Origin of the sequence: Chryseobacterium sp. MFBS3-17 (genome assembly GCF_020687745.1) — a bacterium.
In the GTDB taxonomy this organism is placed as follows: domain Bacteria; phylum Bacteroidota; class Bacteroidia; order Flavobacteriales; family Weeksellaceae; genus Marnyiella.
The window spans coordinates 101,301-123,212 of the sequence record NZ_JAJEWK010000003.1; the positions used below are offsets into that span (position 1 = coordinate 101,301).

A 21,912-nucleotide genomic window follows, 5' to 3' on the forward strand; every position below is an offset into this window, starting at 1 on the left:
AAAAATGTCCGCAGAATTTGAAATTAAAAATAAAATAGCAGAGAGTGGTCTGGTGAATTTTGATCTGGCTGAACTGATTCCAAAGGGCCAGAGAAAGGGAATTGACCTGAAGGATTTTCTTTATATGGAGATGATTTTAAAGGAAAAAGATTTCAGAGAAAAAGTAAACGCCCTGGATGTTGAGCCATACCGGGATGCGTTTGTATATATCTACAACTCAGCAGATTCCATAGTTCCGCTATGGGCCTATTTTCTGCTCGCCTCGCGTTTAACCGGTATGGCCGGAAAAATTGTGTACGGAAACCGGAGTGATCTGGAACTTTTACTGATGCACGATGCTTTAAAAAATTATGATTTTAATCTGCTGAAAGATAAAAGAGTGCTGGTAAAGGGCTGCAGCGATCAGCATATTCCGGAAAATGCTTATATAGAACTGGTAGAGCAGTTGAAGCCTGTAGTAAAGTCGCTGATGTTTGGTGAGGCTTGTTCCAGTGTGCCCATTTTTAAGAATTAATACCGGTTAATAAAATATTATACGTTTATCCGGAGTTTTCGGTATAATTTTCGATAACTTTGATATTCTCAATCAAAAAAATAGATTATGAACTTATTAGATCTTATTACCGGGAATGCCGGTAACCATGTTGCATCGCAAGCAGAAAACAAATTCGGAATACAAAAAAATCAGGTCATTGCTCTTATGGCAGTGGCTGCACCACTGATTATATCTTATCTCAGAAAAAAATCTCAGGATAATCCTGCCGAAGCAGATGCCCTGAACCGGGCGCTGGATAAGGATCACGACGGCAGCATTCTGGATAATCCTGCGCAGGCAGAAGCCAGACAGCAGGAAGGAAATTCCATCCTGGATCATATTTTTGGTGGCCAGAAAGCCACGGTAGAAAACCAACTTTCTCAGAACACCGGTATTTCTATGGATAAAATTGGACCGATTCTTTCCATGCTGGCTCCTGTGATTATGGGGTATATTGGCAAAGAAAAACAGTCCGGTAACGTGACTTCCGGCGGGGGACTTGGAGATTTGCTCGGAGGGATTCTGGGAGGCGCACAGTCGCAGGCTCAGGCGCAACAGTCTAACCCGCTGAATGATATTTTAGGCAGTGTCCTGGGAGGTGGTCAGCAATCTTCGAACCCGCTGAATGATATCTTGGGAAGTGTTCTGGGTGGAGGTCAGCAACAGCAGCAACAGCAACAGCAAGGTGGCCTGGGCGGATTGCTGGGTTCCATTCTGGGTGGCAGATAATGCTTTTTTTTTATAAAGAATCAAGTTCCGGCGGCGGCGAAGCCGCCGCCGGACCACAAAAAAACCGAAGATTATTCCTCGGTTTTCTTTTTTGTAGTCTTTTTCGCTTTCGGTTTGGTGTCCGTGTCGGATTCCGAAGCCGCGGTTGTACTCTTTACTTTCTTTCTGGGTCTTGTTTTGCCGTAGCTTCCTGCAATACGCTTGCCCCGGGTGGTTTTTTTGTCTCCTTTTCCCATAATGTGATGTATTTAGTTGATTGGTGACACAAATTTAGGAAAAAGATTATTAATGAACAGCCGTCTTACTCCGAAGCCGCTGCTTCTCGGCTTTTGGCAGTTTCCGCCAGTCCCAGGGCGCTACCGGCCGTGCATCGCGCCACAATCCGGTTTTCTTTTTGCGGGCTTCAGTTTCCAGTGCCGCATAGTTTGTATTGTTGGAATACCGTTTGAAATGCCAAGCCAGGCCATGGCGTACCAGCTGTTTTCCCAAATTCTGATTCTGATGAAAAATTTCGGCAATCCAGCGGCCGTTCCGGTCCGGTTTGCCGGCAATGACCACCTGAATTTCTTTGCCAAAACAGAAATCTGATACAAACTGCTTTGCCCGGTTTCCGAAAGGCTGATTCTTTTCAGGACAATCCACGTGGGCCAGCCTTATAGTTTGAGGTTTGCCCTGGTGAAGGATGACTACCGTATCACCATCTTTTACGCCGATGACTTTGGCAGTATAGATCTGAGCAATGGCCAGTGAACATACAAAAAGGAACAAGAATGCAACAACTTTTTTCATCGGCTCAAAGCTAAGGAATTTCATATTGCTTTATGGTTTTGTTAAGATTATTGTTTTACGGTAAAAAATTATAACTTTGCGGTAAATTTATAAATGGTGAAAAGCAATACTGATTCTGTTTTGTTATTTCTGAGGCTTGTCCTGTGGGCTGCTCTGATCTCCTCCGTTCTTGCTTTTGCTGCTGTTTTAGTCCATGGGTTTGCCTTGCTGCTGAACGCTGATTTTCAATTTTTATCCAATCTGAATATCACAATTGGTCATCAGAATTTGACTGCTGAAGATTTGCGTGAAGCCGGAACGGTAAAGTTTTTGCTTTTTGCGGTCACAATAACTGCTTACCTTCTTCTGTTTATCCGCCTTATTGCTTTTGCATTGAAAATCCTGAATAAAGTGGACTTTGAAAATCCCTTCAAAGCAGAAATTTCAGCACTGATTTCCAAAATGGGAACTGTTGCACTTCAACTTGGGATTCTGGATTTCTTGTCGGCAGCCCTGTTTTCCGCAATTTTTCACGGTGAATTTCGGGTGGATATCAGTTTCGGAAACCTGAACTTCTTTGTCATAGCAGCTATTTTGTACATCATCAGTCTGATTTTCAGAAGAGGAACCGAACTGCAGTCTGAAACGGATTTAACCATTTAGCAAATGCCCATCATCATCAATATCGACATCATGCTTGCCAGACGGAAAATGCAGTCCCGGGTACTGGCAGAGAAAATTGGAATTACACAGGCCAACCTTTCTGTTCTGAAAACCGGAAAGGCTAAAGCGATCAAGCTTTCTACACTGGAGGCCATCTGCAAAGTGCTGGATTGCCAGCCCGGAGATTTGCTGGAGTATCTGCCCACTGAGTCTGTTCCGGATGCAGAATACTGAGCATTTTTCTGATTTTATTTTTCATTTTGAACAGATAATTCGTGATTCCCGGTTTTGGGGTTATGGTGAAAATTAAAAATCGCCTTATCTTTGCTGATGAAAATTTTCAAGTATAAAATATGTTCAGAACACACACCAACGGAGACCTGACTCTGGAAAATCTAAACGAAAATGTGACCCTGGCAGGCTGGGTGCAGACCATCCGCGATAAAGGATTTATGATCTGGATAGACCTCCGAGACCGCTACGGAATCACCCAATTGGTGTTTGATCAGGACCGCTCTTCTGTACAATTGATGGAGGAAGCTAAAAAACTGGGGCGCGAATTTGTAATTCAGGTAGAAGGGAAAGTCATCGAAAGGACGTCCAAAAATCCAAAAATCCCAACCGGAGATATTGAAATTCTGGTGGAAAACCTTAAGGTTCTGAACGAATCCCAGCTTCCGCCGTTCACCATCGAAGATGAAACAGACGGAGGCGAGGAGATCCGCATGAAATACAGATATCTGGACATTCGCCGAAATCCGGTGAAAGATAAATTGATCTTCCGCCATAAGATGGCTCAGAAAGTGAGAAACTATCTCTCTCAACAGGATTTCATAGAAGTGGAAACACCTGTGCTGATAAAGTCCACACCAGAAGGCGCACGGGATTTCGTGGTACCCAGCCGGATGAACCCCGGACAGTTTTACGCACTGCCACAGTCACCGCAGACCTTTAAACAACTGCTGATGGTGGGCGGTATAGACCGTTATTTTCAGATTGTGAAATGCTTCCGTGATGAAGATTTGCGGGCAGACCGCCAGCCGGAATTTACGCAGATAGACTGTGAAATGGCATTTGTGGAGCAGGAAGATGTACTGGAAATATTTGAAGGAATGACCGCAACGCTGCTGAAAGACATTACCGGCAAAGACACCGGAAAATTTCCCCGGATGACTTATGATGAGGCCATGACCAGATATGGTAATGACAAGCCGGACATCCGCTTCGGTATGGAATTTACGGAACTAAACGATCTGGTAAAAGGCAAAGATTTTAAAATATTTGATGATGCCGAACTGGTTGTAGGAATCAATACGGAAGGGTGTGCAGCATACACCAGAAAGCAGATTGATGCCCTGATTGATTGGGTGAAACGCCCGCAAATAGGCGCTACCGGAATGGTGTGGGTGAAATATCAGGATGATGGCGTGCTTACTTCATCGGTCAATAAATTTTATGACGAAGCTTCGTTGAAACAAATTGCAGAAAAATTTAACGCAAAACCGGGAGATCTGATGCTGGTTTTGAGCGGAGATGCTTTCCAGGTGCGGACACAACTTTCGGCCCTCCGCATGGAACTCGGAAACCGCCTGGGTCTGCGCAAAGGAGATGAGTTTGCGCCGCTTTGGGTAGTAGATTTTCCATTGCTGGAGTGGGATGATGAAACCGGAAGGTACCATGCCATGCACCATCCGTTTACCTCACCAAAACCGGAAGATATTCATCTTCTGCAAACAGATCCCGGCAAAGCGCGCGCCAATGCCTATGACCTGGTTCTGAATGGCAACGAAATTGGTGGCGGATCGGTTCGGATATTTGATAAAGAGTTGCAGTCCCGCATGTTTGATTTGCTGGGCTTCACCAAAGAAGAAGCAGAAGCACAGTTCGGATTTCTGATGAATGCCTTTAAATACGGTGCACCGCCACATGCCGGACTGGCATTTGGGTTTGACAGGCTGGTGGCAATTCTGGATGGCAATGAGGTAATTCGGGATTATATCGCGTTCCCGAAGAATAATTCAGGACGCGATGTCATGATTGATGCACCAAGCGCCATTGCAAATGAGCAGCTTCAGGAGCTTTTCCTGAAACTGGATGGTGACCATTAGTAAGTTTCCGGTCATTACAATAATCAAGAAAAAATGCAGGGAATAATCAGATACATGTTTGGAATCTGTGTGTAATTTAATCCCGGGTGCTTGCCGGGTTTTTTTTTAAATTGATGATTTACAGTAGTTTTCTTATTTAGAAACATTACAAACTGAACTTTTCTGATATTTCTCACTGTGTTATAGTTTAACATTTATTTAACTTTGTAAAAATTCAAAATTAAACAATCATTATGGCAGGTTTAACGAGTTCTACTATTGGTAGAAAGTATGCAATGGCATTGTCTGCAATGTTTTTGCTGATTTTCTTGTTGATGCACCTATCTGTAAACCTCTTGTCGGTTTTCAGTAAAGACGCATTCAACAGTGCATCTTATTTCATGGGTTACAATCCCGCAGTTCAGTTTCTGATGCAGCCTATTCTTATTTTTGCGGTGTTTTTTCACTTCATTATGGGTTTCATTCTGGAAGCTAAAAACAACAGGGCAAGGCCTGTAAAATATGCGGTGAATAAAGGTTCTGCAAATTCATCCTGGTTCTCCAGAAATATGATTATTTCCGGATTGGTGATTTTGGCATTTCTGGGTCTGCATATGTACGATTTCTGGGTGCACGAAATGACCTATAAGTATGCACCGGGAGAGGGAGATCCCAATGATCTGACCCGTTTCTGGGGCGAACTTCACGCAAAATTTGCGGATTTATGGCGGGTTATTTTTTATGTGGTAGCTTTCGTGCTGCTGGGAATGCACCTGGCACATGGCTTCCAGTCCTCTTTCCAGTCTGTAGGAGCCAGACATCCTCAGTATACTCCCGTAATCAAAGCCTTTGGTAACTGGTATTCCATCCTGATTCCGGCAGGTTTTATTTTTATCGCGGTGTTTCATTATATAACTCAATAATATCTTACGACAATGAGCAAATTAGATTCAAAAATTCCGGCAGGTCCGCTACAGGACAAATGGAAAAATCATAAAGATCATATGAACCTGGTAGCGCCAAACAACCGTGATAAGATTGATATTATTGTGGTGGGTACCGGATTGGCTGGCGGTTCTGCTGCTGCTACACTGGCAGAGCAGGGGTATAATGTGAAAGCATTCTGCTATCAGGATTCTCCCAGAAGAGCACACTCTATTGCCGCTCAGGGCGGGATTAATGCTGCGAAGAACTATCAGGGAGACGGTGACTCTACCTACAGATTATTTTACGATACCATCAAAGGAGGTGACTACCGTGCCAGAGAGGCCAATGTGTACCGTCTTGCTGAGGTTTCTGCCAATATTATAGACCAGTGTGTGGCGCAAGGTGTTCCTTTCGGACGCGAATATGGAGGCCAGCTGGACAACCGTTCATTCGGTGGGGTGCAGGTGAAAAGAACTTTTTATGCCAAAGGGCAAACCGGTCAGCAGTTATTGCTTGGGGCATATTCTGCCATGAGCCGCCAGATTGGTAAAGGCCGCATCAAAATGTACAACCGTCATGAAATGATGGATCTGGTGATTGTAGATGGCAAAGCCAGAGGAATCATCGCCAGAAACCTGGTAACCGGCGAGATAGAAAGACATTCTGCACACGCAGTGGTCATTGCATCCGGAGGTTATGGAAATGTGTATTTCCTGTCTACCAACGCCATGGGATCCAACGCATCTGCCGCATGGAAAATTCACAAGAAAGGCGCTTACTTTGCCAATCCTTGTTTTGTTCAGATTCACCCGACCTGTATTCCGGTGCACGGCACGCAGCAGTCTAAACTGACGCTGATGTCTGAGTCTTTAAGAAACTCCGGAAGAATCTGGGTGCCGAAAAATATAGAAGATTCCGTAGCCATCCGTGAGGGGAAACTGAAGCCTGAAAATATTAAAGAAGAAGACAGAGATTACTATCTGGAAAGAAGATATCCTGCTTTCGGAAACCTGGTACCTCGTGACGTAGCATCGCGGGCAGCCAAGGAAAGATGTGATGCCGGTTACGGAATAGAGAATAACGATACCAAAGAAGGGGTATTCCTGGATTTCTCTACAGAAATCATGAAGAAAGGTAAGGAAGCCGCATTAGAAAAGAATATTCACAATCCTTCACAGCAGCAGATTTATGACCTGGGGAAAGCCTGGGTAGAAGAAAAATACGGAAACCTTTTTGTGATGTATGAAAAAATTACCGCAGATGATCCGTATGTGACGCCTATGAAGATTTATCCCGCTGTACACTATACCATGGGCGGTGTGTGGGTAGATTACAACCTGCAGTCCACCATCCCGGGATGTTTCGTAATCGGAGAGGCCAATTTCTCTGACCACGGAGCCAACAGGCTGGGAGCCTCTGCATTGATGCAGGGCTTGGCAGACGGTTACTTTGTACTGCCTTATACCATCGCAGATTATTTGTCTGCAGATATCAGAACCGGAGCCATCCCTACAGATTCTGCCGAGTTTGAAGCTGCAGAAAAAGACCTGAAAGACAAAATCAGTTTCTTTATGAACAATAATGGAAAACATTCTGTAGATTATTTCCATAAAAAGCTGGGCCACATCATGTGGAACAAAGTCGGGATGGGCAGAACACCTGAAGGTCTGGCAGAAGCCATTAAAGAAATAGAAGAGGTGAGAAAAGAATTCTGGCAGGATGTGAAAGTGCCGGGAGATGCCAATGAAATGAACCTGGAGCTGGAAAAAGCATTCCGTGTGGCAGATTTCCTGGAGCTGGGTCAGCTGATGGCTATGGATGCGCTGAAGCGTGAAGAATCCTGCGGAGGTCACTTTAGGTGGGATCATGCCACACCAGACGGCGAGGCACAGCGTGATGATGAAAACTTTAAGTATGCCGCTTGTTGGGAATATCAGGGTCTTGATATTAACAAGGAGGTTATGTACAAAGAAGAGTTGGCATACGAAAACATCGAAGTGAAACAAAGAAGTTATAAATAATCTCCAAAAAATATTAATGAAATGAGTGCTAAAAAAGGATTAAACCTGACTCTGAAAATTTGGAGACAGAAAAATAATAAATCAAAAGGGCAGTTCGAAACGTACAAGATTTCAGATGTTTCTACAGATTCTTCGTTCCTGGAGATGCTGGACATGCTCAATGAAAATCTGATTAACGAAGGCAAAGAACCTGTAGCTTTTGATCACGACTGCCGCGAGGGTATTTGTGGGATGTGCTCCCTGTACATCAACGGCCGGGCACACGGTCCGGATACCGGGATTACGACCTGCCAACTGCACATGAGAATGTTTAAAGATGGCGAAACCATTCACATAGAACCCTGGAGAAGTGCTGCTTTCCCGGTCATCAAAGACCTGGTGGTAGACCGTTCTGCATTTGACAGAGTGATGGCTGCCGGCGGATTTGTTTCTGTGAATACTTCCGGAAATACTTTGGATGCCAATGCTATTCCGGTTCCGAAAGAAGACGCAGACAAAGCCATGGATGCTGCAGCATGTATTGGTTGTGGCGCTTGTGTGGCCACCTGTAAGAACGGATCTGCCATGCTGTTTGTAGGAGCGAAAGTTTCTCAGTATGCATTGCTGCCGCAGGGTAGAGTAGAAGCCAAGAGAAGGGTGCTGAATATGGTTCAGGCCATGGATGAGGAAGGCTTTGGAAACTGCTCCAATACCGGTGCATGTGAGGTAGAATGTCCTAAGGGAATTTCCCTGGAAGTGATTGCCCGCATGAACCGCGAGTTTATGTCTGCCAATCTGGACAGAGGATAAGAATTTTCTTTGTCTGGGAGTATGTTGCACGATAGCTATGTTCAGCTTTTCGGTAATAATACAAGAATTTACTTCCGTACAACCATGTTCTCAATAAAAGGAACAATACTCAAGAGACTAAGCCTACTAAAGTTCATTTATGTAGGCTTATTGTTTTGTAGTAACTTTCTTTTTGCTCAGCAATTTCAATTAAAAATAGATTCTGATTATCTAAAAAATTATCAAATTGAAATTGACAAACAAGGAAAGAGCAGCTTATTTTTGTCCAATAATGGTTTTGTTAATATTTTTAATGAAGATTTTCTAGGGGCAAAGAATATTATTATTGTTGATTTAGATAAGCAATTCACTTATCGATTGTATAACGATGAACTGAAAATAAAAGATTCTGTTCTTTATTTTACTTCAGGAAAACTTATTGAAGAAGTCGTTATTTCTTCAAATAAGAATAGTATAGAATTAGGAATTCCACACAAAGGAGCTACTGCTAAGCTTTATACAATGCCTGATATTATTTCTGTCATTGAGATTCCGAAGACAATTTTAGACGAAGGAAAAAAATGTAAAATTGAGATATAGCTTTGTCGGTGGCAAACATCCAGCATATAAATTTAAGATAGCCAGGCAAAATACTACCATTCTGCCACTTTTATATACTTGTGAGTCTGTAGATAGCCAAAATCCCAGAAAATTAATTCCTGAAATGGAAGTGAATTATATAGAAGGTGAAAAATATATGGAAGTCGAATTAAGTCACAAAAATTTATTTATTGATGAAAATTTCCAAAATATTTATCTGGGATACATTTCTCTGGGTTATGATGTGGTGAGACAGAAAAGAAAAGAAAAAGTTGGAGATATTAAATGTTATCGTGGGAGTACACGACATCAGGGTTATAGAGAAGTAGTTCGTAAATGCTCCGTGATGTCACTCATAGTCCAATGAAGCACACAACACTTCATATTTAGTACTAATTAGTTTAATATTATTAATCTTTTATAGATATAAGTTCAAAAATTCTGCTTGGTTTATTTTAAAATCCTATTTTTGCCCATTATATTAAAATAAACAATGAAGAATTATTTTTTATGCATGCTGATTGCTCTTGTGGCAATGTCCTGTTCCAAGAAAGTGGAAGTTACCGGTACCGTAAAAGACGGGTCTCCGCTGGAACGAATTGAATTTACCGAAGCTGCCGGTGTGGCTACACTCCCTGTGATCAATATAGGAGTAGATAAAGACGGAAATTTCAAAGGCTCTTTTGAGGCACCCCGGAACGGGATGTACGTCATCTCCTATGCAGGCCGTCAGAATCTGTTGTATCTGAAAGGGGGTCAGAATTTCAATATCTCAGGAAATGCTGCCACTTTCCCCATGGAATACACCATAACCGGTGACGCCAAGGCCAATAACGATTTCCTGCAGCAAACCCAGAAGTTTATGCAGGAATATACCCAGAAGGTAGATATGCAGTCTTATCTGGAAAAGGATGAGGCCGGATTTATCACTGAGCTGAAGAAAATTCAGGCCGATCTTGAAAAGAATATTGATGCGGTGGCAGAAAAAACCAAAGCAGACCAGGAAGTAGTGGGCTGGAAGAAAAACGATGTACGCACCGGGATTCTTTCCGTTATTCCGCAGTACCAGATGTTCCAGAAGCAAATGGGTGGCAATCCGTCTTTTGCGTTCACAAAAGCCATGACCGATTATGAAGAGAGCCTTCAGGAGGACAAGGATAAAATGGTAAAAGAACATCCCATGTACCGCAACTACCTGCTGGGCAAAATGAGCGAAGCATTCAATAAATATGCGATGGCAGAGGAACGTAAAGACAGCGATCAAATTACTTCGGAAGTCTTCAGCAGCTATCTGAAACAACGTAATGATTTGTCACAGGTAACCAAGGATTATCTGCTTGCATTTGTAATGGCTCAGTCAGACATCAACCCTTCTGCTACACCAGAAACCCTTGTGAAACTGGATAAACTGATTGAAACTGTTATAAAGGATGCTCAGGTGAAAAAAGACCTGAAGCACATACAGTTTGTACTTGCAGGTCTGAAAAGAGGTGAGCTGACTCCGGACGCCGCACTGGTAACGCAGGATGGTAAACCATACAAAATCAGTGAGTCTAAAGGGAAACCCACTCTGGTGATGTTCTATGCATCATGGACACCGTATATTTCAGAATCTACGGTTCCGGTTCTGAAGCAGGTGATTGATTTCTATAAAAATGAATTTAACTTCACGTATGTGAATTTTGACGACACGCAGGATCAGTTTAAAAAAACCAGCGCTGCGTTACTGAAGGGACTTCCGGGAACCAATGTACATGCAGAAGGCGGTCTGAATTCTGATTTTGCCAAAAAATACGGAATCTATGGTTTCAAACTGAGCCCGAGTTTCCTGGTACTGGACAAGGAAGGTAAAGTGGCCGGACCTAATTTTTATAACCTGGGAGAGCCCGAACTGGTGCTCCTTCTGGATCAGCTTTCCGGACTTACAGCTCCTGAAGTTCAGCCTCAGGCTACCTTGCAGAACGATCTGCTGGCACCGAAGGATACCGTGCAGGCACAGCCACAAAGTGCAGATGCGAAGTAATAACAGAACAGACAAAATTAAAGTCCGCAGGTTGGGAAAACCTGCGGACTTTGTTTTTGCGTAATCTCAAGTTATTCGTTTTTTTGAAGTAGTGTAGCAATTAGTTTATTTTGAGACTCTATGAGATTTGTAATGGCTTGCTGATTATTCATGATGTTTTGAATTAACTCTGGAGAATGCATGTTGATTGTACCATTGCCAAAATTTACAACTCCATCATTTTGGTCTATCTGATTGTAATTGGAAAATTTATCATCAAGTACTGATTGATATCTACATCCAGTTCCTTTGCAATTTTATTTAACAGTACCGAGTTCGGAATGTTTTTGTCAGATTCTATATTAGAAATTGTAGTTTGAGTAGTGTCCAGACGTATGGCCAGATCTTCCTGTGGCCATTTTTTTCCTTCTCTAAATCGTCTTACTTTCGCTCCTATGCTCATATATAAGTATTTTTAAGCTTATTTTACGATACCATAAACAGAATGGGGCTTTCCAATAATATTATTACTTTGCAGGAAGTTGACCAAAATGAGAGTGTATCACCAATTAAACAAAATCCGGATGGAGTAACAACAGCGGTTCCATGCCCATAAAAATAATCTTATGAAAAACATTTTAATAAAAATCATTCCATTTATATTTATTTTTACTGGAATAATATCGTGTAGATCTCAACAGATTGTCCCTCTTAATACAGGATGGTATACATCTTCTACAGGTACTTATTTTAAAGATATCAATAATGAATTAGATCAATTTGTCGGAACGTGGACGGCGAATTATGCAAACAATAATACTATTACTTTAATTATTACTAAAGAATTACAAAAGCAGTTTCAAGATATTGACAAAGTTTTTTATAGAGATATGTTAAGGGTTCGTTATCAAGTGATAGCTGGCGGTTTAATTGTTCACTCAACCCTGAATAATAACTTTACTCTCAATAAAGATTATGAATTTTTAAGTTTATTTACCAAGCCCGCAAACAATGAAGTTATTTTAATGCAAAATGGCGGCAGATGCTCGGTAGGCTTAGGGACAGTGTATTTCAAAAAAATAAATACGAATCAGTTTCAATGGAATTATCGGGTGCAGCCTGCAACAATAAATTCAGAATCTTGCCCACCTCCATATGATAATGATAAAGTGTTTCTCCCTACCGTAGAAAACCTCATTTTCACCAAACAATAACAAAATTTCCTGCTTTTCAGCAGGATTTTTTAATGTATCTTTGGTAAAAACGCTTCAAAATGAACCCCAAACCTTTACTCATTCCCCGCAGAGTCCTGCTGCCTGCCGGCATTATCTCATTGGTACTGGCTCTGGTAGGTGCCTGGTTGAAGATCACGCACTTTCCGGCAGATCCTTTTACCGGAAATGCACTGATGGCTGTAGCAGTCATCGTGTACTTCGTGCTTTTTATCGTCATCCTTACAGATATGATCCGGAACCGGATCCGAAACCCGTTCATGTGGTTTGTTACCGTGTTTTTCCTGGGACTTTTGGGCAATGTGCTCTATCTGTACTGGCGGGAGCGCATCGTGCTGAAACAGATTTGATTTTCCGGCAGCCTGTATAAGGGCTGTTTCTGTGGTTACGAACCTTAGAGTCACAAACCATAATTTTCAGAAGATACATGAAAAATACCGGTATAAAAATATCGCCAGTCTCATAGAAAACACGCCTGATTTTCAGAATTAACTTCCTATTTTTGCAGCATGTCAAGAAATAAAAAGAAGAACCTGATTCTGGAACATATTCAGCTGGTGGCAGCAGGTGCCAAAGGGGTGGCAGTGGGCAGAACCCAGGAGGGAAAAACCGTACTGGTATCCGGCGCTGTGCCAGGAGATGTGGTTCATGCCCGCGTGAAGAAATCCAAATCCAAATACTATGAAGCTGAAGCCATAGAGCTGGTGCAGGCTTCACCCTTCCGTACGGAGCCCAAATGTATTCACTTCGGAGTGTGCGGCGGCTGCAAATGGCAGAATCTCGCTTATGACAAACAACTGGAATTTAAGCAGGATGAAGTCTTTAACCATATTAAAAGAATCGGCGGTATAGAAGATTTTGAAACCCTTCCTATTCTGGGAAGCAGCGAGCAGTATTTTTACCGCAATAAAATGGAATTTTCATTTTCCAATGCCCGCTGGCTGACTCCGGATGAAGTACTTTCGCAGGAGGATATCAGTGACAAAAACGCTCTGGGATTCCATATTCCGGGAATGTGGAGCAAAATTCTGGATCTGAAGGAATGCTGGCTGCAGGAAGACCCGTCAAACGCCATCCGTCTGGCAGTGAAACAATATGCTACAGAGCACGGACTGGAGTTTTTTGATGTAAGAAATCATAGTGGTTTCCTGCGCACGCTGATGATGCGGCAGAATTCTAAAGGTGAGTGGATGGTGCTGTTTCAGCTGTACCGTGAGGAGACTGAGCAGCGTGAAAAACTTTTTGATTTTTTGCTGGCCACATTTCCGCAAATTAAAACGTTGGTGTATTGCATCAACTCCAAAGCCAATGATTCCATTTACGATCAGGAGATTATTATCTATCATGGTGATGGATTTCTGATGGAGGAAATGGATGGACTCCGGTTTAAAATTGGTCCGAAGTCATTTTTTCAGACGAATTATAAACAGGCGCTAGAGCTGTACCGGAAAACTTTGGAATTTGCTGATTTGAAGGGAGATGAAGTAGTGTATGACCTTTATACCGGAACCGGAACCATAGCCCAGTACGTGGCCCGCAATGCCAAACAGGTCATCGGGATTGAATCTGTACCCGAAGCAATAGACGCTGCCAAAGAACACGCCGCACTGAACGGACTGGACAATTGTACCTTCTACTGCGGGGATATGAAAGATATATTTAATGACGAATTTCTGGCCACACATCCCAAAGCAGATGTTCTGATTACCGATCCGCCCAGAGACGGGATGCATCATAAAGTAGTAGAGCAGATCCTGAAACTGGCTCCGGAAAGAATCGTATACGTGAGCTGTAATTCGGCTACGCAGGCAAGGGATCTGGCCTTGATGAAAGATCAGTACAGACTCGTGAAAATACTGCCGGTGGATATGTTTCCGCAGACCCACCACGTAGAAAATATCGCATTGCTTGTAAAGAATTAATCTGAAATTACGCTGAGATACTTATATATCATTCTGCTGAGATTTTTTATCTTTAGCCATTAATTAAAATTGAATATGAAGAAATTATATATGCTGGTCATGATGACCATGATCACCGCCTGGACTACCGCACAGGAAAAAGACTCCACTGCAGCAAAAACAGATACTGCTGCCGTGAAAAAGCCGGATTCCGAAAAGAAAAACGGCATTAAACCCTATAGTGAGGTCATCACCTCTAAAGCGGAGACCAAAACCGGAATCATCACTACACACAAAGTGGGAGATAAATACTACTTTGAAATACCCGACAGTGTTCTGAAGAAAGAGTTTTTGCTGGTAAGCCGCCTTACGAAAGCAGCTGCGGGTATGCGCTCCGGAACCACAGGTTATGCCGGGGATCAGATTGCCCAGAACGTTATTTTCTTTGAAAAAGGTCCGCAGGATAAAATCTTTGTCCGGTCCGTGTCCTACACGGATTATGCTGCAGATTCCACCTCGCAGATGTATCAGTCGGTAACGCGGAACAACGTACAATCTATTGTTCATGCGTTTTCTGTAAAGGCAGTGGGCAAAAACAAAAAATCATCAGTAGTAGACATTACAGATTTTGTAAATGCGGATAATGAGCTGGTTTCTTTTGCGGTCAATGTTAAAAAGAATTATAAAGTAGGTGCACTGCAGAAGGATAAGTCTTTTATCAATTTTGTGAAATCATTCCCATCCAATATTGAAATCAATACGACCAAGACCTTTGCCAGAACGCTGGGAAATGTGACCTTTCCCGCAGGAGTGCCGAAACCGGAAGTCAGCGGAAACTATACGGTAGAAATCAATTCATCACTGGTATTGCTTCCGGAAAATAAAATGCAGCCACGGTATTTTGATCCCCGTGTAGGTTATTTTACGACGAGTTATACCGATTTTGATGCAGATCCGCAGGGGGTGAAGAGGGTTTCCATGATTAAAAGATGGAGGCTGGAACCAAAACCTCAGGATTTAGCCAGATACAAAAAAGGCGAACTGGTAGAACCTGCCAAACCCATTGTTTTTTACATAGATCCTGCTACGCCCAAAAAATGGGTGCCGTATCTAATGCAGGGCGTGAATGACTGGCAGAAGTCCTTTGAGAAAGCCGGTTTCAAAAATGCCATTTATGCCAAAATTCCAAATGCCAAGGAAGACCCGGAGTGGAGTCTGGAAGATGCACGCTTCTCAGCAATTGTTTATAAGCCGTCTGATGTTCCCAATGCATCCGGTCCGTCTATTGCAGATCCCCGTACCGGCGAGATTCTGGAAAGCCACATCAATTGGTATCACAATGTGATGAGCCTGCTGCGCAACTGGTATTTCATTCAGGCTTCTCCAAACGATCCGCGTGCCAGAACTATGGATTTTGATGATGAACTGATGGGGGAACTCATCCGCTTCGTTTCTGCGCACGAAGTGGGACATACTTTAGGGTTAAGACACAATTTTATAGCCAGTAACGCCGTTCCGGTAGAAAAGCTCCGGGATAAAAAGTGGCTGGAGAAAAACGGTCATACCCCGTCCATTATGGACTATGCAAGGTTCAACTACGTAGCACAACCCGAAGATAAAGTAGGCGATGCCGGAATTATGCCGCGTATAGGTGATTATGATGACTGGGCGATTGAGTGGGGATACAAAAGATTTTATGAGTATGCCTCTCCGGAAGCCGAAAAGGAACACCTGAATAAATGGGTGATGGGCAAACTGAAAGATCCGAGGCTGTGGTTCGGTACAGAAAGTAGTATGTTTGATCCCCGTCTGCAAAGTGAGCAGATTGGAGACAACCCCATGATTGCCGGGAAATATGGGATCAAGAATTTAGAAAGAATTGTGAACAATCTGGAGGACTGGACCGCAAAGCCTAATGAAGGGTATGAACACCTGGGAACCATGTACAGCCAGGTAACATCTCAGTTCGGGAGGTATCTGGGACATGTTTCAAAATACATCGGCGGACGATATGAAACTCCCAAAACGGTTGAGCAAAAAGGAGCGGTTTATGAAGTGGTTTCCAAAAAAGACCAGCAGCAGGCACTTCAGTTTTTAAGTGAAGAACTGTTTTCCACTCCCAAATGGTTGCTGAAAGACGGGATTTTTGAAAAAACCGGCAGCTCCGCAGTGACAGTGGTAGAAAACCTGCAGAATTCCGTGCTGAACAGAATCCTGAACCCGGCAGTACTACAAATGATGTATCAGTCTGAAGCGTCAGAAAAAAATGCCTATCCGCTGGCAGGATATATGCAGGACCTGAAAAAGGAAATTTTTATCTCTGAACCGGATTTGTACAGAAGAAATCTGCAGCGCAACTATGTAGAAAATATGCTGGGATTGCTGGGTGGTAAATCTGCCGGAGCCAGAGGGGTCACTGTCTCCTCACATTCAGATGTACAGGCTACGGTAAGAGGGGTACTGAACGAACTGAAGAATGAACTGAAGACGAAAAGTGCGGCACATCTTGCCAACCGGTACCATTATGAAGATCTGGCATTCCGCCTGGAAAAAGCGCTGAATCCGAATAACTAAAACGGAATTTATGAAAGGTTTTATCATATTTCTTGCTACATTTCTGATGCTGACTTCCTGCAGTACAGATGATGATGTCTGTACGGGAGGTGAAGGTACACCCCGTATGAAAATCAAATTTAAAACCGAAGCCACGGGCAAAGCCCGCACCATGGATTCTCTGTTTGTAAGTGTGGATTATGGCGGCGGGGAGGTGCCCGTGGTTCAGAACCGTTTCCCCACAGATTCGGTACTGATTCCGCTGCGTGTGGAAGATGTACCTTTTACGGAGTTGTACATCCGCACCGCTGCCGCAGGTCCGGCATCTGTCGTGAAAATCAATCATACTACGGTCAATGAATACGTTTCTCCGGCCTGTGGCATCCGGAAACTTTATCAGGAAGTAACTTATCAGCTGCAGACACCGGTACCGGTGCTGGGTACAGAGTCGGCTCAAAATCAAATTGTAAATGAAGACAAAACACATCTTTTCCTTCTTTTTTAGCCTGTGGGGTTTTTGGTTTTTCGCGCAGGATGCTGAAACGGCACAGCCCGAAAAATGGAAATACGAACCCAATTTTATGGTTGGGGCAGACGTGCTGAATGCCGGGGTTTCTTTTTTCTCAGACCGGCAATTATTTCAGGGTTTTGTTTCCTCCAGAATTAGGAAAGACCTGCATGCTGCAGCAGACGCAGGATATGAAAAAAACAGCTATATTAAAAATGGCTATGATGCCCGCGCAGCCGGAGCTTTCATCAAACTTGGCGTGCTGTACCGGCTTATGAAAGATCCGGAGAATATTCAGAACGGTTTTTTTGCAGGTGGAAAGCTGGGTGCGTCATTTTATGAGCAGGAGTATTTTGCGGTTCCCATCCGTGGCTTTGGCGGCAGTAATTCTTTTCAGGCCTTTCCTGCATCCACCCAGTCTTCTTATTGGCTGGAAGGACACCTGGGAGGACGTGTTCAGCTCTTCAGCAGTAATTTCTATATTGATGTGAGTGTACAGCCCAGATATCTGATGCTGACCACAAAACAGGAAGAAATTTACCCGATGATTGTACCCGGTTTCGGGAAAAGTTCCGGAAAGTTCAACATGGGCTATATGTGGAATATAGCCTATGAATTCTGATTTATTTCAGGGGGAAGTGGCCGGCTACCGCAAAGTACAGATCAGAAAACTGAGCCGGCGGAGTGCCGGAATCAAAGCCTTGTGAGGTATAGGTATTGCCGTTTGCCGTTATTTTGAGATTGGCCATCATGGCGCCATCATGATATCTTTTGGTGGTAGGAGATTCGTAGGAATCAATTTTATCCAGGTCCTGTTTCTGAGCCAGTTTTACCAGCGTTTCCCATTCCGCAGCAGATGTTTTTGAATCCTTACTGACTCCGTTTATTTCAATGATTTTTTCTGAAGACGTGATGGTAATCATCCTCCTGTGACCGCGGGTCATTTCTTCCAGTACAATTTTATTCAACTGATGCTTGGCAGAAGCTGCGTTTTCTTCGGCACGGGCTGTATCGGTATTCATCTGTGGGGTACATTGCAGGGTGAAGATTCCGGCTATAGCAATTGCAGTGGATTTCAGAATTGTTTTTATCATGAACATATATTGTGAATAGCAAAAGTACGATAATTTGGTTTATGTTTTTAATTATTGTTAAACCTGAATTACGACACCAGATAAGTTCTTCCTGTTTATATTGCTATGCCTGCACGACAGGTGAGGGATTCTTTGACTCTAATGAATCAAGGTGCGAATCAGCGTGCCTTAAACAATACATCTAATACTCCTTACAGCTCAACAAGACAAGCATAGGCAATCAAGAAAGAATGCATCTGGAGACTTTAGAACAGCGCCGGGCACATATTGAACCATGGATGGTCCTAATGCCAATGTTCTAAATCTTTCACTTACTATCAGTGCCGGTAGTGCAAACATGAAGTCGTACGACCAGTGTCTTACGCTTTTCCTTTTACCGTGGTAAAGTGATTTTTCCTTTTTGTACAAATCAAAAGTTTATTGAATGAAATCAGAATTTTTATTAAAATTTAAGTAGATTTGTAGCATTAAATATAATATAGAGCTATGAAGAGACTTCTTACATTTTTAGTATTCTCCGGGATGGTAGCTTCCACATTTGCACAATGGAAACCCGCACCCAAACAGGGAGGAAGGCTGGAATACCCTTCTCAGAAAGAAGAGTTTTTCACATTAGATATCAACCAGATCCGAAACCAGCTGGCCAATGCTCAGGAAGCAGGCAATTATGCACAGCCGGTAGTGATTTCGGTACCTGTAAAGGGTGGTAAGATGGAGCGGTTTAATGTGTACAGTGCACCTGTAGTGGTGCAGGAACTTGCAGATCAGTATCAACTGGGCTCTTATGCCGGAGTGGGTATAGATGATCCTTCGAAAACCATACGCTTCAGTGTGGCACCAAACGATTTTCAGTCCATGATTATGAAATCCGGAGGTTATGAATTCATTGAACCATCAGACAAATCGCAGAATTTGTACAGGCTTTACCTCAGAGATGGTCAGAAAGGCGACAAAGCGTTTGTTTGTCATACAGAGGAGGGTTCTGATGCCCAAAACCAGATGAATCAACTGTACAAGGCAGGGCAGTCTTTTGCAAACAATCCGTCAGATTTCTCCAAAAGTTCTGATAAAAAATACAGAACCTATCGTTTGGCACTGTCCGTAACAGGCGAATATACCACTTACTTCGGAGGTACAGCAGGAGCACTGACGCAAATGAACGCAACGATGACCCGGGTTAACGGTGTTTTCGAGAAAGATTTTGCGCTGAAACTTATTCTGCAGAATTTTCCGGGTCTGATTTATAACAATTCAAATACAGATCCTTATTCTCCGCCGGCAACTGGTGCTAGTGGAGCGTGGAGTTCTGAACTGGCAAACGTCCTAATGGTGACGCCCGGAAATGCAGCTTTTGATATAGGACATCTTTTCGGACATGCCGGTGGAGGTGGATATGCAGGTTGTATAGGCTGTATCTGCAGCAATGCTACCAATGCTTATAAAGGAAGTGCCTACACGTCGCCGGGTTCCGGAGCACCGATGGGTGATACCTTTGACATTGATTATGTAGCCCATGAAATGGGACACCAGCTGGGCGCCAATCATACATTCTCCCATGGTCTGGAAGGCAGCGGATCCAATATGGAGCCCGGATCCGGATCTACGATTATGGGCTATGCAGGAATTACAGGCTCTACCACAGATGTACAACCACATTCAGATCCTTATTTCCATGCCCGGTCCATAGAGCAGGTTCAGACCAATATCATTAACAGAAATACTTGTGGTGTTGCCGTAAACATTACCAATAATCCACCGGTAATCACCGCTTTAACACCCTATACCATCCCGAAAGGAACTGCTTTTGTGCTTACGGCAAATGTGACCGATCCGGAAGGAGATCCCATGACCTATACCTGGGAGCAGTACGATACTGCAACTCAGCCGATAAACACGTCTAATTTAGGAAATACCACCACCGGCGCAGCATTCCGTTCTGTTCTGCCGGGTACCAGTCCTACCAGATATTTCCCAAGATTGTCTTCGGTGCTTTCAGGTGTGTTGAATAACAGTAATAATTTATGGGAGGCAGTACCTACGGTGGCCAGAACCATGAATTTCAGAATTACAGCCAGAGATAATAACGCAAATGTAGCACAGCAGCAAACCCAGTATGCACAGCAAACCATTACGGTAGGCAATGATGGTCCTTTTGCCGTGACTTCCACGCAGGGATTCAACAATACTGCCGGTCCGCTGACATGGGATGTGGCTGCTACCAACGCCGCACCATATAACAGCCCGAATGTTAAAATTGATTATACGACCAATAACGGTGCTACCTGGACCACGCTGATTGCCTCTACACCGAATGATGGTTCAGAAGATGTACAGTTTACCGGTCTGGCCTCAGGTTCTACGGCAATTGTGCGCATCAGTTCCATTAATAATGTGTTCTATGCGGTTAAAACACTTACTATAAATACACTTACCGCTTGTGACGGTACAGCACCGCAGAATATTACAGTATCTAATATTTCCGGACCTTCGGCTACTGTTTCATGGAATGCTATGGCAGGAGCCACTTATGAAATTCAGTACAGAATTGTAGGTTCTGCAAACTGGACTACAGTTACGTCAAATGTACCAACAGTGAACCTCACCGGTCTTACGGCAGGCAGCAACTACGAAGTACAGGTAAGAGCGATCTGTTCCGGAACACCCGGAGCCTGGTCACCGTCCACTAATTTTAGTACAACGGTAATAAATTATTGTACAGCAGGAGCAACCAATACGAATTTTGAGTATATTTCTAACGTCACGTTAGCAAATGTAAATAACAATTCCATGAACAGCTCTTATACCAATTATACAACCAATCCTGCATTACAGATTAATCTGGTAAAAGGGAATACCTACACTTTATCTGTAACCAAAGCGTGGATGGATAATAATCCTGACTTTGATGCAGTAAGCGCATGGATAGATTTTAACCTGAACGGTACTTTTGAAGATAGCGAGCGTGTAATGAGTTCTCCGGTAAGTACAGCCACACCGGTTACAGCAACGTTTACTGTTCCTGCAACTGCAGTAGAAAATCAGGCGCTGAGAATGAGAGTGATAAATGTATATGGTGGTTCCAGTCAGGCCGGTGCCATATTGACAAGTTCATGTGGAACATTAGGATATGGTGAGGTTGAAGATTACAATGTGGTGGTGACCGGAAGCATGGCGACGCGCGAAGTTACAGACAATGCTTTCCAGATTTATCCGAATCCGGCCACAGATGTTCTGCATATTACCAAAGTTTCAAACAAGGCCAGATATCAGATTCACAGCATGGCGGGTCAGTTGGTAGATGGCGGCCTGGTAAAAGAGGGTAAAGTAAATGTATCGGGATTGGTAACCGGAAATTACCTGATTACCGTCACCGATGAAAATATCAATGCCACTGTAAAATTTATCAAGAAATAGATAATTACAGTATTTGGTTAAGGCCGCTCCCTGTTCATCGGGGAGCGGCTTTTTCATGATAATGAGATATTTTATCATTATCCTACATGAAATCAGCATTATATTATTCG

General features: G+C 43.3%; 22 protein-coding genes. 18 read left to right on the forward strand and 4 right to left on the reverse strand.

All coding sequences use genetic code 11. From position 1 onward, the window contains the following. The first annotated feature begins 4 nt into the window (after positions 1-4). Together LKO26_RS01965 and LKO26_RS01970 are read left to right on the forward strand one after the other, a co-directional pair. Positions 5-514, forward strand: coding sequence for a DUF2480 family protein (locus LKO26_RS01965; protein WP_227586125.1), 510 nt, complete (start codon positions 5-7; stop codon positions 512-514). Positions 515-601: 87 nt separating this feature from the next. Continuing rightward, entirely contained in the window at positions 602-1,264 is a 663-nt protein-coding gene (locus tag LKO26_RS01970) for a DUF937 domain-containing protein (RefSeq protein WP_227586127.1), read from the forward strand. Positions 1,265-1,335: 71 nt separating this feature from the next. Here LKO26_RS01970 and LKO26_RS12755 read toward each other — a convergent pair whose 3' ends face one another. Continuing rightward, positions 1,336-1,500 carry a 30S ribosomal protein THX gene (locus tag LKO26_RS12755; RefSeq protein WP_317206365.1) on the reverse strand — a complete coding sequence of 55 codons (165 nt, stop codon included), beginning with the start codon at positions 1,498-1,500 and terminating at the stop codon, positions 1,336-1,338. A gap of 49 nt (positions 1,501-1,549) precedes the next feature. Next, positions 1,550-2,053 (reverse strand): thermonuclease family protein, encoded by a 504-nt coding sequence (locus LKO26_RS01980; protein ID WP_227586129.1) that lies wholly within the window; start codon positions 2,051-2,053, stop codon positions 1,550-1,552. 93 nt (positions 2,054-2,146) lie between these two features. Between LKO26_RS01980 and LKO26_RS01985 the strand changes: the two genes are divergently transcribed. From LKO26_RS01985 to LKO26_RS02025, 9 genes are all read left to right on the forward strand, one after another. Further along, on the forward strand, positions 2,147-2,695 hold the full coding sequence (locus LKO26_RS01985) for a DUF2975 domain-containing protein (protein ID WP_227586131.1): 549 nt from the start codon (positions 2,147-2,149) through the stop codon (positions 2,693-2,695). Between the two features lie 3 nt (positions 2,696-2,698). Then, the gene (locus tag LKO26_RS01990) at positions 2,699-2,929 is read left to right on the forward strand and encodes a helix-turn-helix domain-containing protein (RefSeq protein WP_227586132.1); all 231 of its coding nucleotides are present in this window, start codon (positions 2,699-2,701) and stop codon (positions 2,927-2,929) included. A gap of 119 nt (positions 2,930-3,048) precedes the next feature. After that, positions 3,049-4,803: an aspartate--tRNA ligase gene (gene aspS / locus LKO26_RS01995; RefSeq protein WP_227586133.1), complete on the forward strand. Its 1,755-nt coding sequence runs from the start codon at positions 3,049-3,051 to the stop codon at positions 4,801-4,803. 233 nt (positions 4,804-5,036) lie between these two features. Then, positions 5,037-5,705, forward strand: coding sequence for a succinate dehydrogenase cytochrome b subunit (locus tag LKO26_RS02000; RefSeq protein ID WP_227586134.1), 669 nt, complete (start codon positions 5,037-5,039; stop codon positions 5,703-5,705). A 12-nt stretch (positions 5,706-5,717) separates the two neighbouring features. Further along, positions 5,718-7,730: a fumarate reductase/succinate dehydrogenase flavoprotein subunit gene (locus tag LKO26_RS02005; protein WP_227586135.1), complete on the forward strand. Its 2,013-nt coding sequence runs from the start codon at positions 5,718-5,720 to the stop codon at positions 7,728-7,730. Between the two features lie 21 nt (positions 7,731-7,751). Further along, complete coding sequence (locus LKO26_RS02010) at positions 7,752-8,519, forward strand: succinate dehydrogenase/fumarate reductase iron-sulfur subunit (protein ID WP_227586137.1); 768 nt, start codon at positions 7,752-7,754, stop codon at positions 8,517-8,519. Positions 8,520-8,603: 84 nt separating this feature from the next. Continuing rightward, entirely contained in the window at positions 8,604-9,098 is a 495-nt protein-coding gene (locus LKO26_RS02015) for a hypothetical protein (RefSeq protein ID WP_227586139.1), read from the forward strand. Beyond that, positions 9,088-9,465 (forward strand): hypothetical protein, encoded by a 378-nt coding sequence (locus LKO26_RS02020; RefSeq protein ID WP_227586140.1) that lies wholly within the window; start codon positions 9,088-9,090, stop codon positions 9,463-9,465. Before LKO26_RS02015 ends, LKO26_RS02020 begins: the two co-directional genes overlap by 11 nt. A 126-nt stretch (positions 9,466-9,591) precedes the next feature. Beyond that, positions 9,592-11,121: a TlpA family protein disulfide reductase gene (locus LKO26_RS02025; protein WP_227586141.1), complete on the forward strand. Its 1,530-nt coding sequence runs from the start codon at positions 9,592-9,594 to the stop codon at positions 11,119-11,121. 226 nt (positions 11,122-11,347) lie between these two features. Here LKO26_RS02025 and LKO26_RS02030 read toward each other — a convergent pair whose 3' ends face one another. After that, the gene (locus tag LKO26_RS02030; protein WP_227586142.1) at positions 11,348-11,563 is read right to left on the reverse strand and encodes a helix-turn-helix domain-containing protein; all 216 of its coding nucleotides are present in this window, start codon (positions 11,561-11,563) and stop codon (positions 11,348-11,350) included. A gap of 163 nt (positions 11,564-11,726) precedes the next feature. Between LKO26_RS02030 and LKO26_RS02035 the strand changes: the two genes are divergently transcribed. The 6 genes from LKO26_RS02035 (at position 11,727) to LKO26_RS02060 (ending at position 17,916) form a co-directional block, all read left to right on the forward strand. After that, complete coding sequence (locus LKO26_RS02035) at positions 11,727-12,314, forward strand: DUF6705 family protein (protein WP_227586144.1); 588 nt, start codon at positions 11,727-11,729, stop codon at positions 12,312-12,314. Between the two features lie 59 nt (positions 12,315-12,373). Then, a complete protein-coding gene (locus LKO26_RS02040; protein ID WP_227586146.1) occupies positions 12,374-12,682 on the forward strand; it encodes a hypothetical protein in 309 nt (102 codons plus the stop codon). A 159-nt stretch (positions 12,683-12,841) separates the two neighbouring features. Next, positions 12,842-14,254 carry a 23S rRNA (uracil(1939)-C(5))-methyltransferase RlmD gene (gene rlmD / locus LKO26_RS02045; RefSeq protein WP_227586147.1) on the forward strand — a complete coding sequence of 471 codons (1,413 nt, stop codon included), beginning with the start codon at positions 12,842-12,844 and terminating at the stop codon, positions 14,252-14,254. Positions 14,255-14,329: 75 nt separating this feature from the next. Then, positions 14,330-16,807: a zinc-dependent metalloprotease gene (locus tag LKO26_RS02050; RefSeq protein WP_227586150.1), complete on the forward strand. Its 2,478-nt coding sequence runs from the start codon at positions 14,330-14,332 to the stop codon at positions 16,805-16,807. A 10-nt stretch (positions 16,808-16,817) separates the two neighbouring features. Next, positions 16,818-17,291: a hypothetical protein gene (locus LKO26_RS02055; protein ID WP_227586151.1), complete on the forward strand. Its 474-nt coding sequence runs from the start codon at positions 16,818-16,820 to the stop codon at positions 17,289-17,291. Beyond that, the gene (locus LKO26_RS02060; RefSeq protein WP_227586153.1) at positions 17,257-17,916 is read left to right on the forward strand and encodes a DUF6048 family protein; all 660 of its coding nucleotides are present in this window, start codon (positions 17,257-17,259) and stop codon (positions 17,914-17,916) included. Before LKO26_RS02055 ends, LKO26_RS02060 begins: the two co-directional genes overlap by 35 nt. A gap of 1 nt (position 17,917) precedes the next feature. On the opposite strand, the gene LKO26_RS02065 is transcribed toward LKO26_RS02060, so the two are convergent. Beyond that, on the reverse strand, positions 17,918-18,388 hold the full coding sequence (locus tag LKO26_RS02065; protein ID WP_227586155.1) for a hypothetical protein: 471 nt from the start codon (positions 18,386-18,388) through the stop codon (positions 17,918-17,920). A 486-nt stretch (positions 18,389-18,874) separates the two neighbouring features. Between LKO26_RS02065 and LKO26_RS02070 the strand changes: the two genes are divergently transcribed. Then, positions 18,875-21,802, forward strand: coding sequence for a reprolysin-like metallopeptidase (locus LKO26_RS02070; RefSeq protein ID WP_227586157.1), 2,928 nt, complete (start codon positions 18,875-18,877; stop codon positions 21,800-21,802). Positions 21,803-21,912: the final 110 nt, after the last annotated feature.

What these genes read in the sequence shown, in the direction of transcription:
- LKO26_RS01965 (WP_227586125.1), top strand. Translation starts at nt 5, where the DNA reads ATGTCCGCAGAATTTGAAATTAAAAATAAAATAGCAGAGAGTGGTCTG.
- LKO26_RS01970 (WP_227586127.1), top strand. Translation starts at nt 602, where the DNA reads ATGAACTTATTAGATCTTATTACCGGGAATGCCGGTAACCATGTTGCA.
- LKO26_RS12755 (WP_317206365.1), bottom strand. Translation starts at nt 1,500, where the DNA reads ATGGGAAAAGGAGACAAAAAAACCACCCGGGGCAAGCGTATTGCAGGA.
- LKO26_RS01980 (WP_227586129.1), bottom strand. Translation starts at nt 2,053, where the DNA reads ATGAAAAAAGTTGTTGCATTCTTGTTCCTTTTTGTATGTTCACTGGCC.
- LKO26_RS01985 (WP_227586131.1), top strand. Translation starts at nt 2,147, where the DNA reads ATGGTGAAAAGCAATACTGATTCTGTTTTGTTATTTCTGAGGCTTGTC.
- LKO26_RS01990 (WP_227586132.1), top strand. Translation starts at nt 2,699, where the DNA reads ATGCCCATCATCATCAATATCGACATCATGCTTGCCAGACGGAAAATG.
- aspS (WP_227586133.1), top strand. Translation starts at nt 3,049, where the DNA reads ATGTTCAGAACACACACCAACGGAGACCTGACTCTGGAAAATCTAAAC.
- LKO26_RS02000 (WP_227586134.1), top strand. Translation starts at nt 5,037, where the DNA reads ATGGCAGGTTTAACGAGTTCTACTATTGGTAGAAAGTATGCAATGGCA.
- LKO26_RS02005 (WP_227586135.1), top strand. Translation starts at nt 5,718, where the DNA reads ATGAGCAAATTAGATTCAAAAATTCCGGCAGGTCCGCTACAGGACAAA.
- LKO26_RS02010 (WP_227586137.1), top strand. Translation starts at nt 7,752, where the DNA reads ATGAGTGCTAAAAAAGGATTAAACCTGACTCTGAAAATTTGGAGACAG.
- LKO26_RS02015 (WP_227586139.1), top strand. Translation starts at nt 8,604, where the DNA reads ATGTTCTCAATAAAAGGAACAATACTCAAGAGACTAAGCCTACTAAAG.
- LKO26_RS02025 (WP_227586141.1), top strand. Translation starts at nt 9,592, where the DNA reads ATGAAGAATTATTTTTTATGCATGCTGATTGCTCTTGTGGCAATGTCC.
- LKO26_RS02030 (WP_227586142.1), bottom strand. Translation starts at nt 11,563, where the DNA reads ATGAGCATAGGAGCGAAAGTAAGACGATTTAGAGAAGGAAAAAAATGG.
- LKO26_RS02035 (WP_227586144.1), top strand. Translation starts at nt 11,727, where the DNA reads ATGAAAAACATTTTAATAAAAATCATTCCATTTATATTTATTTTTACT.
- LKO26_RS02040 (WP_227586146.1), top strand. Translation starts at nt 12,374, where the DNA reads ATGAACCCCAAACCTTTACTCATTCCCCGCAGAGTCCTGCTGCCTGCC.
- rlmD (WP_227586147.1), top strand. Translation starts at nt 12,842, where the DNA reads ATGTCAAGAAATAAAAAGAAGAACCTGATTCTGGAACATATTCAGCTG.
- LKO26_RS02050 (WP_227586150.1), top strand. Translation starts at nt 14,330, where the DNA reads ATGAAGAAATTATATATGCTGGTCATGATGACCATGATCACCGCCTGG.
- LKO26_RS02055 (WP_227586151.1), top strand. Translation starts at nt 16,818, where the DNA reads ATGAAAGGTTTTATCATATTTCTTGCTACATTTCTGATGCTGACTTCC.
- LKO26_RS02060 (WP_227586153.1), top strand. Translation starts at nt 17,257, where the DNA reads ATGAAGACAAAACACATCTTTTCCTTCTTTTTTAGCCTGTGGGGTTTT.
- LKO26_RS02065 (WP_227586155.1), bottom strand. Translation starts at nt 18,388, where the DNA reads ATGATAAAAACAATTCTGAAATCCACTGCAATTGCTATAGCCGGAATC.
- LKO26_RS02070 (WP_227586157.1), top strand. Translation starts at nt 18,875, where the DNA reads ATGAAGAGACTTCTTACATTTTTAGTATTCTCCGGGATGGTAGCTTCC.